Here is a 13,297-nt window from a genome sequence, read left to right on the forward strand (position 1 = left end):
GCGAGGAGCTGACCTGGGGCCCCGGCGAGGGCGTCGCGACTGTCGCCTCGGAGGACCCGGAGAACGTCGAGGAGTTCTTCAAGCTCGGCTACCGCGGCGCCCGGTACTCGCTGGGCTACGGGGCCTGTCCGAACCTGGAGGACCGCACGAAGCTCGTCGACCTGCTCCGGCCGGGCCGGATCGGGGTGGAGCTCTCCGAGGAGCTGCAGCTGCACCCCGAGCAGTCGACGGACGCGCTGGTGGCGCACCACCCGGAGGCGAAGTACTTCAACGCCGGGTAGGCAGGCTCAGGACGCGGCCGACCGCTTCCGGACCAGCGCGGTCGCCCCGACCACGGCGATCCATGCCGTGAGCAGCAGGGAGCCGGCGAACAGGTCGCCCGCCTCCGTGATCCCCAGCACGTCGTAGGCGATCGGCGCGATCCCGAACGCGACGGAGCCGAGCGCGCCGAGCGCGTTCAGCACCGGGTGGGCGAGCCGGCGCCCGCCGAGCAGGGCGAGCGCGGCGATCGAGAACCCCGCGAGCGGGTACACGATCGAGGCCCCGACCAGGTGGGTCGTCACCAGCGGCGCCGGCTGCCCGGTCAGCAGGGCGTGGTGGTCGGTGACGGCGAGCAGGTGCGGGACGCTCTCCACCACCCACAGGACCGCGGCGCCCATCGCCACCAGCGCGGCCGTCCGCGCCCGCCCGGACAGCGCACCACTGCGGGCCAGGCCGAGCAGCCCCGGGACGAGCAGCACCGTGAAGGCCAGGATGAGCACGTGCGACGGCACCCACAGCGGGTCGCCCACCTCGGCGGCCAGCGCGGCGTCCCCGGTCAGCGTCGGGTCGCCCATCGGGTGCAGCAGGCTGCCCAGGAAGCCGAGGACCCCGGCGGCGAGCAGCATCCAGGGCCATCGCGTCGTCAGACCTGCGCGGCGGGCGGTCCCGACGTCGACGGCCGGGTGGTTCGTGGTCATGTCGTCCCCCTCTCGGTGCCGGGCACCTCCCGGCACCGGCCACGCTAGGAACCGCGGCGCCCGGCGACATCCGGGCTCGCACCGGACCTCGGACGGTGCCGGCACCCAGGCGCGGTCAGTACTGCCACGGAGGGCGGGCGGCCCGCAGGTAGGCCAGGACGGCGTGCACGCGGCGGTGGCTGTCGTCGCCGTCGGGGATGTCGAGCTTGGCCAGGACGTTGCGCACGTGCGTCTCGACGGTGCGGCCGGTGAGCACGAGCCGGCGCGCGATCCCGGTGTTGGTGAGGCCCTCGGCGACGAGCGCGAGGACCTGGCGCTCCCGCTCGGACAGCGCCGCCAGCGCGTCCCCGCCGCCCGGCGCCAGCAGCGTCGCCACCACGTGCGGGTCCAGGGCCGCGCCTCCACGGGCCACCCGCTCGGCGGTGGCCAGGAACTCCGCGACGTCGAGCACCCGGTCCTTGAGCAGGTAGCCGAAGCCGCCCGCGGAGGCGAGCCCCACGACGCCGCCGGTCTCGACATGCTGCGACAGCACCACCACCCCGACCGACGGGTGCTCGGCCCGGATGGTCGCCGCGGCGCGGATGCCCTCGTCGGTGTATGTCGGCGGCATGCGGACGTCGACGACGGCCAGGTCCGGACCCAGCGCCGCGGCCATCGACAGCAGGCCCGCGGCGTCACCCGCCGTCCCGACCACGTCGTGTCCGGCGTCGGCGAACAGGCGGGCGAGACCTTCCCGCAGCAGCAGCTGGTCCTCGGCGATGATCACCCGCACGGCAGCTCCGCGGCGACCCGCGTCCCCTCCCCGGGCGCGCTGTCGATCTCCAGTCGCCCGCCCAGCGCATCGACCCGGTCCGCCAGCCCGGCGAGCCCCGAGCCAGGGCGCAGGCCGGCGCAGCCCACGCCGTCGTCGATGACGACGATCCGCAGGCGACCGTTCTCGCGACCCGCCGACAGCGACACCGCGGTGGCGTTGGCGTGCTTGACCACGTTGGTGAGGGCCTCACTGGCCAGGAAGTAGGCGGCGGCCTCGACATCGCCGGGCAGCCGTTCCACCGCGGCGTCGACGTGCACCGGCAGGGGTGCGCGGGCGGCGAGGTCGGCGAGCGCAGTGGCCAGGCCGCGGTCCAGCACCGCCGGACCGAGCCCGCGGGCCAGCTCGCGCAGCTCCTCGATCGCCGCACCCACCTCGGCCACCGCGCCGTCGAGCAGCGCGGCGTCACCACCGGTCGGGCACAACCGGTGCTGCACGTGCCGCAGCGTGAGCCCCACGGACACCAGCCGCTGCTGCGCGCCGTCGTGCAGGTTGCGCTCGATCCGCCGTCGCTCGGCGTAGGTGGCGGCGACGATGCGGGCACGCGAGTCGCGCACCCTGGCCAGCTGCCGGCGCACCTCCACCCGCAGCCGGGCGATCTCGATCGCCAGCCCGAGCGTCTCCAGCACCTCGCGCAGCAGTGCCGGCCGCTCCGACGGCGGGTGAAGCACGACGCCCAGCAGCTGCGCACCGCTGCGCACGGGTGTGCGCTCGCGGCCGTCCGCAGGCAGCTCCCGGTGCTCGGTGCCGTCCGCGTCGGCGAACCCGGGGCCGTCCGACGAGGCGCCGTCGGGCAGCCGGTAGTACAGCTCGACGCCGTCGTCACCCACGGCGTCGGCGAGCACGCGGCCGACCTGCTCGGGCTCCGCCCGCCCGGCGCGCACGTCGGCCAGGAAGCGCTCGGCGCGGCGCAGCCCGACGAAGCGGTCGCGGTCGAAGCGGCGGTCGACCACCCGCTGCACCCGGGCCCGCAGCGGCCGGAACGCCAGTGCGACGGCGAGTGTGGCCGCCGCGGTAGTCCAGCGGGAGCCCGTGCCCACCGCGACGCCCGCCACCAACGCGATCGAGGCGTAGACGACCGCGAGCAGCCCGGTGAGCACGGCGTAGACGGCGGTCCGGTTGATCAGGACGTCGATCTCGTAGAGGCGATGGCGCAGGACCGCGACCGTGACCGCGGCGACGACGGCGATCAGCGTGACCGACGTCGCGAGGAAGGTCCACTCACCGACGGCGCCGGTGACCACGAACTCGACGGTGCACACCACCCACGTCGCCGGGACGAGCACCGCGGCGAGCGCGAACCAGCGCAGCTGCACGCGGGCCAGGCCGCTGGACCCGCGGTAGCGCGCGACCACCGCGGCGACCGCGACGAGCACCGTAGCCAGGATCAGGCAGTCGCCGACCAGCACCGCCTCGGCGACGTCCGCCACCGGCAGCGGCTTGGGCAGGGCGCCGAACGGCGGGCTGTAGGGGCGCGGGTCGAATGCGGCCAGCACGAGGTAACCGCCGATGTACAGCGCGATCGCCGCCGCGACCGGGCGCCACCGCGGCGAGGGCAGGCGTCCGTCGGGGAACAGGAACGCCAGCGCGACCAACCCGGCGAAGAACGTCGGCCAGCCGCTGTGCACCCACAGCGCCGCCCAGGCGGTGAGCGGGGCCGTGGGCGCGTCGGATGCCGTCGCGAGGCCCTGACCACGCACGTGCAGCGCGGCCCCGTAGAGGGCGAGCACGCAGGCGTTGACCAGCAGCAGGCCGCCGACGCGGTTACCGGGGGCGCGCACGGCGATCACCCACCCTGCGAGCGCGCTGGCCAGCACCGGCGCGCCCAGCATCGCGGCCTGGGCCACGCCCGCCTCGGGCGCCGGGCTCACGACGGCGTGCGCCATCGTCGCGGCGGCCGCCAGCGCGGCGCCCGCCCCGGTCAGCGAGGCGACGAGCAGTCCCACCCGCACGTGCGGCAGTGTGCCGGTTCCCGCGGGTGTGGGAAACAGTGCTGCCACGTAGGCCGGCGCGGCGACAACCCCAGCACTGCAACCAGCACTGCAACGCCGGGCGACTGGCGCCGGGCCGCCGGTACAGTGCGCGCCGTGGCCAGGGCCCGGCTCGTTCACCGGAGGGTCGCCGTGGCGGTGCTCGCCGGCACTCTGGTGGCGACGCTCGCCGCCTGCGCCGGCCACGGTCTCCGCGCGGTGGACAGCCCGCCCGCGCCGGGCGAGTCGCCCCGCCCGTCCGGCGGAGCAGGGCTCTTCACCGCCCCCGAGGCATGGACGAAGGACGTCTCGACGCTGCCGGCATCGCCGCGGTCGGCGGCCATCGTCGCCGCTCTCGTCGATCTGGGCGGCTGGGGCAACGGCAACCGGCTGCAGGCCGACTTCGCCATCCCGCTCATGCGCGCCGACGCCGCCACCCCGCGCCGGACGATCACCGCACCCGCGGACGGCTACTGCTACGACGGCCCGGCCTGCGACCCCGTCCCGCTGCAGATGCCGATCCCGCCCGACGGCAACACCGAAGGCAGCTCCGACTACACCTGCGACACCACGGTCGACGACTGCCACGTCCTGGTCGTCGCGACCGACGAGCAGAAGCTCTACGAGCTGTACAACGCCACGGGCGACGACACCACCTTCACCGCGCTCGGCGCCTTCGTCTGGGACCTCGCCAGGACCTACCCCGACGGGATGCGCGGCGACCAGTGCACCTCGGCCGACGCGGCCGGCTTCCCCATCGCCGGCCTGCTGCCCACCGCGGACGAGGTCGCGACGGGCGAGATACCGCACGCGCTGCGCTTCGTCCTGCCCAACGACCGCATCAAGGCCGGGGTCTTCGTCCATCCCGCCGGCCACGCGGGCGGCCCGACGAGCGAGAACCCGGACGCGCCACCCTACGGCGTGCGGCTGCGGCTGGCGGCGTCGTTCGACGAGAGCGCGTTCGGTGCGGCGGAGCGGGTAGTCCTGAAGGCCCTCAAGACCCACGGCATGCTGCTGTCCGACGGTGGCGAGATCGCCCTGACCTTCGCCGACGACCGCCACACCGACGCGAAGTGGGCCGACCTCGGCATCGACGCGCAGTCCTTCAGCGACATCGGCCCGGAGAACTTCGAGGTCGTCGACCTCGGGCCCGAGATCGCCCTGACCTACGACTGTGCCCGTTGACGGTCAGTTCTCCACCAGCCCCAGCCGGTGCACGATCTCCGACGTCGCCGTGGACCGGTTCAGCGTGTAGAAGTGGATCGCCGGGACGCCCTCGGCGAGCAGGGCCGCGCACAGCTCCGTCGTGACGTCGATGCCGGCCGCCCGGAACGCCACGGAGTCGTCCAGGTACGGCGCCAGGCGCTCCTCCAGGCCGGGGGGCAGCGGCGCCCCGGAGAGCTCCGGGCCGCGGCGCAGCGTCCGCGCCGAGGTCAGCGGCATGATCCCGGGGAGCAACGGGACGTGGCAGCCCGCGGCGGCGAGCCGGTCCCGCAGCCGCAGGTAGCCGTCCGGCTCCAGGAAGAGCTGGGTGATCGCGAAGTCGGCGCCCGCGTCGATCTTCGCGACGAGGTGGCGCAGGTCGGAGTCCACGTCCTCCGAACGCGGGTGCCCGTACGGGAAGGCCGCCACCCCCACCTGGAACCCGGGATCGACCTCCTTCACCAGCCGTACGAGCTCGCCCGCGTAGCTGAGGCCCGCCGGGTGCGGCGTCCACTCCCCCAGCGGGTCGCCCGGGGGGTCGCCGCGGATCGCGAGGACGTTGTCGATCCCGGCGTCGCGGTAGGCGCGCAGCACGGCGCGCAGCTCGTCGACGCTGTGGGAGACGGCGGTGAGGTGCGCCATCGCGACGAGCTCGGTGTCGGCGACGATCCGCGAGGTGGTCCGGATCGTGCGGTCGCGGCTGCCGCCGCCCGCGCCGTAGGTGACCGACACGAACGCCGGGTCCAGGGACTGGAGCCGGTCGATCGCCTTCCAGAGCTCGGTCTCGCCGTCCTCGTCCTTGGGCGGGAAGAACTCCACGGAGAAGGTCGGGCGGTCGCGGCTGAGCCTGTCGGTCACATGCACCCGTCGAGGGTAACGGTGACGATCACCGGGGGCGCGTGGGACAGGACACACACCGTGTCCAGATGGTGGGAATTGAGTCGGGTCGGCTCATGTTGAGTGAGGTACTGCACGATCGGTCATCAGGAGGGAACCCATGAACACGATCACCCTGTGGGGACGCCGCGACCCCTTCGCGGACTTCGACACCATCGTCCGCCGGGCTTTCGGCCCGATCGCGGTTCCGCAGCGACGCCCGGGCTTCGTCCCGGCCGCCGAGGTGAGCCGCGACGGTGAGGACGCCGTCGTCCGCCTCGAGCTGCCCGGCCTGGACATCGCGAAGGACGTCACCGTCGACGTCGAGGACGGCCGCCTGGTCGTCGCAGGCGAGCGGCGCGACGAGCGCAACGGCGAGGGCGGCCTGCGCGAGGTTCGCTACGGCAGCTTCCGGCGCTCGTTCACCCTGCCCGGCCACGTCACCGCCGACGACGTCTCCGCGTCCTACGACGCGGGTGTCCTGACGGTGCGCGTCGCCGGTGCCCACGCGAGCGCCGACGCCCGGCGCATCGCGATCACCACGGCCGCCCCCGCGGCGGTCGAGGCCGGCGAGGAGCGGAAGGCCGACACCCCCCAGGCCTGACCCACTCGCCTCACGCGGGGCCGACCCACCCGGGTCGGCCCCGCACCCTTTCCCGACGCAGCAGCGCCGCACCAGCGAGCAGGTGCAGCGCCACCGCTCCGAGCCCGACGTACAGCGCGGCGAGCAGCGGATCGTCCACCCCCGCCACGTAGGGGACGAGCGAGACCGCGAAGGCCGGCGCCAGCGGCTCGGCGAGCGCGGCGGCGAGCAGGCCCGCCGTGGCCACGGCGAGCGTCCCGCCGACGACGTCTACCGGGATGCAGCGCATGCACCAGGCGCCGGGCGCGCGGGCGGGCGAACGGGGGAACCCGACCCGACGGATCCCGCGACTCGCCCTGACGAGATGCGCAACTCGCGGCGACGGGATGCGCAACTCGCTGTCAGGGGGCGAGTCCGGCCACCTCGCCGACGACGACCACGGCCGGCGGGTGGATCTCCCGCTCCCGCACCACCTGCGCCACCGTGGCCAGTGTGGCCCGGACGCTGCGCTGGATGCGCATGGTGCCGTCCTGCACCACCGCCACGGGCGTCCCGGGGGCGCGGCCGCCGTCCATCAGCGCGGCGGCGAACGCCCCGATCCGCTCGACGGCCATGAGCAGGACGACCGTGCCCCGCAGCCGCCCGAGGGCGGCCCAGTCCACGAGGCTGCGCGGGTCGCCGGGCGCGACGTGGCCGGACACGACGACGATCTCGTGGGCGACCCCCCGGTGCGACACCGGCACGTCCGCGACGGCCGGGGCCGCGAACGCGCTGGTCACGCCGGGCACGACGGTGACCGGCACGCCCGCCTCGGCACAGGCGAGCACCTCCTCGAAACCGCGCCCGAAGACGTAGGGGTCCCCGCCCTTGAGCCGCACGACGAACCTCCCCGCCTGCGCGTGCTCGACGAGCAGCTCGTTGATCCGGGCCTGGTTCATCGCGCGCCCGTACGGGATCTTCGACGCGTCGATCACCTCGACGTGCGGCCCGAGCTGGTCGAGCAGGTCGCGGGGCCCGAGCCGGTCGGTGACGACGACGTCCGCGCGGGCGAGCAGCCGCCGCCCGCGGACGGTGATGAGCTCGGGATCGCCCGGGCCACCGCCGACCAGCGCTACCCCGGGGGTGACGGGATCGGCGGTGTCGTCCACCAGCCCCGCGTGCAGGGCCTCGACCAGGGCCGTGCGAACGGCCGCCGAGCGCCGGGGATTCCCGCCCGCGAGCACCCCGACCATCAGCCCGTCGTGCTGGCCCACCGCGGGCGTGACGGCGGAACCTGCGGCGGCGTCGTCCGCACGCACGCAGAACACGTGCCTGTGCTCCGCCTCCTCGCCCACCGCGGCGTTGACGGCCGGGTCGTCCGTGCAGGCCACCGCGTACCAGGCGCCGTCCAGGTCGCCGTCGGCATAGCCGCGGGCGCTCCAGCGCAGCTCCCCCGCCGCGGCCATGGCCTCCACGGCGGGCGTGCACCCGGGCGCGACGACCTCGACGTCCGCGCCCGCGGCGAGCAGCCCGGTGACGCGACGCTGCGCGACGGTCCCGCCGCCGACGACGACGACGCGGCGGCCCGCGAGCAGCAGGCCGGCGAGATAGGGATCAGCCATGTCCGTGTCCGTGATGTCCGTTTCCGTGTCCGTGCCCCGCGGGGTCGTCGGGGTGGTGGTGCGGGGTCTGCGGTGCGTGGAGCTTCTCCTCGAAGCCGGGCAGGAGCACGCGGTGCACGCAGGTGTCGCAGTTCATCCGGATGTCGCCCTCCAGCGCCTCGACGTAGCGTTCGAGGACGAGGCCTGCCAGCTCGTCACAGTCCCCGAGGTACCCGGCCACGCGCACCTCGACCTCGCCCCCGTCCGGGGACGCGCCGTACGCCAGGGCCTGATCGACGACGCGCCGCGGGAGCACCCCGTCGAAGAGGAAGTACGGGACGACGACGACGCGGCGCGCCCCGAGGGCCCGGCATCGCGCGAGCCCCGCGGGGACGTCGGGGCGGGCGAGCGACACGAACGCCGTCTCCACGCCCGCGTAGCCGCGCCCCTCCTGCAGCAGCCGCGACACCTTGCAGACCTCGGCGTTCGCGTCGGGGTCCGTGGAGCCACGCCCGACGAGCAGCACGGTGACGTCGGCCGGGTCCCAGCCGCCCAGCACGGCCTCGATCCGCTCCTGCAGCAGCGCCAGCAGGACGGGATGCGGGCCCAGCGGCCTGCCGAGGACGAAGTCGGTGCGGGGGTCGCGGTGGCGTTCGCGGGCGAGCGCCGCGGGGATGTCGCCCTTCGCGTGGCCCGCCGCGACGAGCACGAGCGGGACGGCGGCCATGGTGGTGTGGCCACGGGCGGACAGGCCGCGCCACACGTCGTGCACGGTCGGGAGCGCCAGCTCGATGAACCCGCCGCCGACGTCCACACCGCGGTCCGCGAGGAGGCCGCGTACCCGCTCGGTGAAGGCCGTGAACTCGGCGACCCCCGTCCGGTCGACGGTGCCGTGGCCCACGAGCAGCAGCGGCGGGCGCGGTCCCCCCGTCGAGAACGACGTTGTGCTGATCATATCGCCCTCTGCGGCTGCAGAACGTCGTTCTCGACGGGTCACGACGGGGCTCCGGCCGGGTCGGGGGCGTAGAGCAGCGCGTTCACCGCGGCCGCCGCCACCGCAGCTCCCCCGCGCTCCGTGCGGCTCGACACCGCGCCCAGCCGCGACGCCCGCAGCGCCGCCTTCGCCCCGACCGCTCCGACGAACCCGACCGGCAGCCCCACCACGAGCGGCGCGGTGACGAGCCCCGCCGCCGCGGCCTCGACGAGCGCGGCGAGCGCGGTGGGTGCGTTCCCGATCGCCCACACCGCTCCGACGGGGTGGCGGCGCACGGCCTCGCGGATCCCGGCCGCGGACCGCGTGTCGCCGGGCGCGGGCGGCCCGGCGGCGAGATCGAGCGCGACGACCGACGGGTACGCGGTGATCCCCGCCGCGACCATCCGCACGTCCGTGACCAGCGGCGCCCCGGCGCGCAGCGCCGCCTGCCCGGCGCGCAGCGCCGCCTCGTCGCAGACGAGCTCGCCCGCCCAGCTCGCGTCCGCGGTGGTGTGCACGATGCGCTCGACGACGGCCCGGCAGAGGGGCGGCAGGTCGGAGACGTCCAGGCGCGCCCGCAGGATCGCGTAGGACTCGACCTCGATCGGGTGCGCGCCCGCGCGCGGGGGGCCGCTCACGGTTCGAGACTAACCTCCGCGCCGCTCGCGTCCCCCGCCCCGGCACCGTGACGGGGACGACAGCAGGGCCGAATGACCGCGGCCACCATGTCACGGGCGTGTCACAAGGACGAGTCACCAGCTCGCCCGAACAGAGCAGGGTTTGCATCTTTTCGGCCCTGATCACTCGTCCGGGCAATGCAAGGTTCACTCGATGGGCCCGTGATCGTAACGACCCGTTCCTAGCTTGATCCCGCTGGTACCAGGTCCACCACCCCCCGCACAGCGACGTGCGATCCCCCTGCGCACGGATCACCGGAACGCGCACTCGCTTGCGAAGGGACACTCGTTGACCAGATCGCACCTCCGCCGAATGGCCGTCACGGCCGTCGCCATCGGCCTCGGCGTCGCGCTCACCGCCTGTGGGTCACGCGTCGACTCCGGCGCCGCCGCCGCGGGCCCGTCGTGCGTGGACACGTCCGGATCCGAGATCAAGATCGGGTTCCTGAACTCCCGCTCCGGCACCATGGCGATCAGCGAGAACACGGTCTACGACTCGCTGAAGATGGCCGCCGACAAGATCAACGCCAGCGGCGGCGTGCTGGGCAAGCAGCTCTCCGTGGTCGCCGAGGACGGCGCCTCCGAGCCGACGATCTTCGCCGAGAAGGCCGAGAAGCTCATCCGCAGCGACTGCGTCGCCGCGGTGTTCGGCGGCTGGACGTCGTCGTCGCGCAAGGCGATGCTCCCCGTGTTCGAGGGCAACAACGCGCTGCTGTTCTACCCGGTGCAGTACGAGGGCCTCGAGGCGTCCAAGAACATCTTCTACACCGGCGCCACCACGAACCAGCAGATCGTCCCGGCGCTGGACTACCTCAAGGAGAAGGGCGCCACGAGCCTGTTCCTGGTCGGCTCCGACTACGTCTTCCCCCAGACCGCCAACAAGATCATCAAGGCGTACGCCGCGGCGAACGGCATCGAGATCAAGGGCGAGGAGTACGCGCCGCTGGGGCACACGGCCTTCGCCACCATCGTCGCCAAGGTGCGTGACGCGGACGCGGACGCGGTGTTCAACACCCTCAACGGCGACTCGAACGTCGCCTTCTTCAAGGAGTACCGCAACCTCGGTCTGACCGCCGATGCGATGCCGGTGCTGTCCGTCTCGATCGCCGAGGAGGAGGTCGGCGGCATCGGTGTGGACAACATCGTCGGCCAGCCGGTGGCCTGGAACTACTACCAGACCATCGAGACGCCGGTGAACACGGCGTTCGTGCAGGACTTCAAGACCACCTACGGCGCCAACCGGGTCACCTCCGACCCGATGGAGGCCGCCTACACCTCGCTCTTCCTCTGGAAGGGCATGGTCGAGAAGGCCGGCTCGTTCGACGTGCCCGCGGTGCAGGCCGCAGCGGGCGGCGTCAGCTTCGACGCCCCCGAGGGCACGGTCACGGTCAACGGCGACAACCACCACATCGCCAAGACCGCGCTGATCGGCAAGATCGGACCGGACGGGCTGATCTACACGGACTGGACCTCCGGCACGCCGATCGAGCCCGACCCCTACCTCACGACCTACCCCTGGGCCTCCGGCCTGTCCGGCTGACCCGCGCCGTCGTCGGCCCGGCCGGGCACCCCACCCGGCCGGGCCGGCTTCGACGCGGCGCGCCCGACCCCGTCCCGGAGGGAGACTCGTGGAGATCCTGGTCACCCAGCTGTTCAACGGGCTGAGCGGCGGCTCGGTCCTCCTGCTCGCCGCGCTCGGCCTGGCCCTCACCTTCGGGCAGATGGGCGTGATCAACATGGCGCACGGCGAGTTCATCATGGCCGGCGCCTACACCGCCTACGTCATGCAGCTGGCCCTCGGCAACGCCGGGCTGTCGCTGCTGGTGTCGCTGCCGATCGCGTTCGCCGTGGGCGGTGTGCTCGGTGTGATCCTCGAGGCGACGCTCCTGCGCCGCATGTACCACCGCCCGCTCGACACGCTGCTCGTGACGTGGGGGGTCTCGCTGGTGCTCCAGCAGGTCACCCGCGACATCTTCGGCACCGCGGGCGTCGACGTCCCCGCCCCGGCGTGGCTGTCGGGTCCGCTGGAGATCGCAGGCTTCTCCTTCCCCAAGACCCGCGTGTTCATCCTGTTCCTCGCGATCGCGGCGTTCCTGCTGCTCGCGGTCGGCCTGAAGTACACGAGCCTGGGCAGGCGCATCCGCGCGACCGTGCAGAACCGCCAGCTCGCCGAGAGCTCCGGCGTCTCCACCCGCGCAACGGACCGGCTCACGTTCTTCATCGGCTCCGGGCTCGCCGGCATCGCCGGTGTCGCGCTCACGCTGATGGGCTCGATCTCGCCCAACCTCGGCACCGCCTACATCGTCGACGCCTTCCTCGTCATCGTGCTCGGCGGCATCGGTCAGATCCGGGGTGCGGTGATCGCCGCGTTCCTGCTCGGGGTGGTGCAGTCCTGGATCGAGTACACGACCACGACGTCGATCGCGAAGGTGCTGGTGTTCGCCTTGATCGTCGCGTTCCTGCAGGTCCGGCCGCAGGGCCTGTTCGTCGCCCGGTCGCGGAGCCTCGCGTGAGCGCCGCCGTGCGCACGTGGGCCTCGTTCCGGACGAGCCGCTGGTTCGTTCCCGCGATGTTCGCCGTCGCCGCGCTCGTGCTCTTCGTGCTCGCCCCCGCGATGCTCTCGGGCTTCCGGCTCAACCTGCTCGCGAAGTACCTCTGCCTCGCCATGATCGCCGTCGGGATCGGGCTGGCCTGGGGGCGCGGCGGCATGCTCGTCCTGGGCCAGGGCGTCTTCTTCGGCCTCGGCGCCTACATGATGGCGATGCACCTCAAGCTCGCCGACGCCGGACCGGGCAAGATCCCCGACTTCATGGCCCTGATCTCCTCGCGGTCGCTGCCGTGGTGGTGGGAGCCGTTCCGCTCGCCGCTGTTCACGGTCGTCGCGATTCTCGTGATCCCCGCACTGGTGGCGCTGCTGCTGGGCCTCGCGACGTTCCGCAACCGCGTCAAGGGTGCCTACTTCGCGATCCTCTCGCAGGCGCTCGCCGCTGCGTTCGCGATCCTGCTGATCGGCAACCCGACCAGCACCGGCGGCTCCACCGGCCTGAACGGCTTCAAGGGCTTCTTCGGGTTCAGCCTCTACGACCCGCTGAACAAGCAGATGCTGTTCTTCATCGCCGCCGCGACACTGCTCGTGATGGTGGCGATCGCGCGCCAGCTGATGGTCAGCCGCTACGGCGAGCTGCTCGTCGCCTGCCGTGACGCCGAGGAACGGGTGCGCTTCCTCGGCTATGACCCGGCGCTGATCAAGACGTTCGGGTACGTCGTCGCGGCCGTGATGGCCGGGGTGGCGGGGGCGCTCTTCGTCCCGATCGTCGGGATCGTCTCGCCCAACGACGTGGGCATCGTGCCGTCGATCGGGATGCTCATCGGCGTGGCCATCGGGGGCCGGACGACGCTGCTCGGGCCGGTCCTCGGGGCGATCGCCGTCGCCTGGGCGGGCACGACGCTCTCCGAGGCCATCCCGTCGGGCTGGATCTACCTCCAGGGTTTCCTGTTCATGCTGGTCATCGCGTTCCTGCCGGGCGGGCTGGCGTCGCTGCTGACGCAGTGGCGACCGGCGAGGAAGGCGCGGACCGCCCCGACCACCGGCGCACCGCTGCCCGCGCCCACCGGAGGCGAGTGAACCGTGCAGGCCGAGTACCTCGAGATCACCGACCTGACCG

Annotated in this window: 14 protein-coding genes; 6 read left to right on the forward strand and 8 right to left on the reverse strand. The window is 73.5% G+C overall.

Features of this window, described 5'->3' with window-relative positions:
• On the forward strand, positions 1-281 hold a 281-nt coding region (locus tag AB7J25_RS27030), incomplete at its 5' end, for a vitamin B12 dependent-methionine synthase activation domain-containing protein (RefSeq protein WP_428513524.1).
• Between the two features lie 6 nt (positions 282-287).
• Here AB7J25_RS27030 and AB7J25_RS27035 read toward each other — a convergent pair.
• The 3 genes from AB7J25_RS27035 to AB7J25_RS27045 all read right to left on the reverse strand — a co-directional run bounded on the left by AB7J25_RS27035 (position 288) and on the right by AB7J25_RS27045 (position 3,722).
• Positions 288-959 (reverse strand): hypothetical protein, encoded by a 672-nt coding sequence (locus AB7J25_RS27035; RefSeq protein ID WP_428513526.1) that lies wholly within the window; start codon positions 957-959, stop codon positions 288-290.
• A gap of 115 nt (positions 960-1,074) precedes the next feature.
• Positions 1,075-1,731: a response regulator transcription factor gene (locus tag AB7J25_RS27040; RefSeq protein ID WP_428513528.1), complete on the reverse strand. Its 657-nt coding sequence runs from the start codon at positions 1,729-1,731 to the stop codon at positions 1,075-1,077.
• Positions 1,722-3,722 carry a sensor histidine kinase gene (locus tag AB7J25_RS27045; protein ID WP_428513530.1) on the reverse strand — a complete coding sequence of 667 codons (2,001 nt, stop codon included), beginning with the start codon at positions 3,720-3,722 and terminating at the stop codon, positions 1,722-1,724. Before AB7J25_RS27045 ends, AB7J25_RS27040 begins: the two co-directional genes overlap by 10 nt.
• 135 nt (positions 3,723-3,857) lie before the next feature.
• Here AB7J25_RS27045 and AB7J25_RS27050 point away from each other — a divergent pair, with 135 nt between their 5' ends.
• Positions 3,858-4,925, forward strand: coding sequence for a hypothetical protein (locus tag AB7J25_RS27050; protein ID WP_428513532.1), 1,068 nt, complete (start codon positions 3,858-3,860; stop codon positions 4,923-4,925).
• A gap of 3 nt (positions 4,926-4,928) precedes the next feature.
• Here the strand turns inward: AB7J25_RS27050 and metF are convergent, their stop codons facing one another.
• Positions 4,929-5,801 (reverse strand): methylenetetrahydrofolate reductase [NAD(P)H], encoded by an 873-nt coding sequence (gene metF / locus AB7J25_RS27055; protein WP_428513550.1) that lies wholly within the window; start codon positions 5,799-5,801, stop codon positions 4,929-4,931.
• 139 nt (positions 5,802-5,940) lie between these two features.
• Here metF and AB7J25_RS27060 point away from each other — a divergent pair, with 139 nt between their 5' ends.
• Positions 5,941-6,423 (forward strand): Hsp20/alpha crystallin family protein, encoded by a 483-nt coding sequence (locus AB7J25_RS27060; protein WP_428513534.1) that lies wholly within the window; start codon positions 5,941-5,943, stop codon positions 6,421-6,423.
• A gap of 10 nt (positions 6,424-6,433) precedes the next feature.
• Here AB7J25_RS27060 and AB7J25_RS27065 read toward each other — a convergent pair whose 3' ends face one another.
• The 4 genes from AB7J25_RS27065 to AB7J25_RS27080 all read right to left on the reverse strand — a co-directional run bounded on the left by AB7J25_RS27065 (position 6,434) and on the right by AB7J25_RS27080 (position 9,593).
• Positions 6,434-6,691 carry a hypothetical protein gene (locus AB7J25_RS27065; protein ID WP_428513536.1) on the reverse strand — a complete coding sequence of 86 codons (258 nt, stop codon included), beginning with the start codon at positions 6,689-6,691 and terminating at the stop codon, positions 6,434-6,436.
• 112 nt (positions 6,692-6,803) lie between these two features.
• Positions 6,804-8,003: a uroporphyrinogen-III C-methyltransferase gene (gene cobA / locus AB7J25_RS27070; protein ID WP_428513538.1), complete on the reverse strand. Its 1,200-nt coding sequence runs from the start codon at positions 8,001-8,003 to the stop codon at positions 6,804-6,806.
• Positions 7,996-8,937 (reverse strand): sirohydrochlorin chelatase, encoded by a 942-nt coding sequence (locus AB7J25_RS27075; RefSeq protein ID WP_428513540.1) that lies wholly within the window; start codon positions 8,935-8,937, stop codon positions 7,996-7,998. Before AB7J25_RS27075 ends, cobA begins: the two co-directional genes overlap by 8 nt.
• Positions 8,938-8,975: 38 nt before the next feature.
• Complete coding sequence (locus AB7J25_RS27080) at positions 8,976-9,593, reverse strand: precorrin-8X methylmutase (protein ID WP_428513542.1); 618 nt, start codon at positions 9,591-9,593, stop codon at positions 8,976-8,978.
• A 352-nt stretch (positions 9,594-9,945) separates the two neighbouring features.
• Between AB7J25_RS27080 and urtA the strand changes: the two genes are divergently transcribed.
• The 3 genes from urtA to urtC all read left to right on the forward strand — a co-directional run bounded on the left by urtA (position 9,946) and on the right by urtC (position 13,257).
• Positions 9,946-11,172, forward strand: coding sequence for an urea ABC transporter substrate-binding protein (gene urtA, locus AB7J25_RS27085; protein WP_428513544.1), 1,227 nt, complete (start codon positions 9,946-9,948; stop codon positions 11,170-11,172).
• A gap of 88 nt (positions 11,173-11,260) precedes the next feature.
• Complete coding sequence (gene urtB, locus AB7J25_RS27090; RefSeq protein WP_428513546.1) at positions 11,261-12,145, forward strand: urea ABC transporter permease subunit UrtB; 885 nt, start codon at positions 11,261-11,263, stop codon at positions 12,143-12,145.
• On the forward strand, positions 12,142-13,257 hold the full coding sequence (gene urtC, locus AB7J25_RS27095; protein WP_428513548.1) for an urea ABC transporter permease subunit UrtC: 1,116 nt from the start codon (positions 12,142-12,144) through the stop codon (positions 13,255-13,257). Before urtB ends, urtC begins: the two co-directional genes overlap by 4 nt.
• Positions 13,258-13,297 lie beyond the last annotated feature (40 nt).

Source organism: Pseudonocardia sp. (assembly GCF_050246655.1).
In the GTDB taxonomy this organism is placed as follows: Bacteria; Actinomycetota; Actinomycetes; order Mycobacteriales; family Pseudonocardiaceae; genus Pseudonocardia.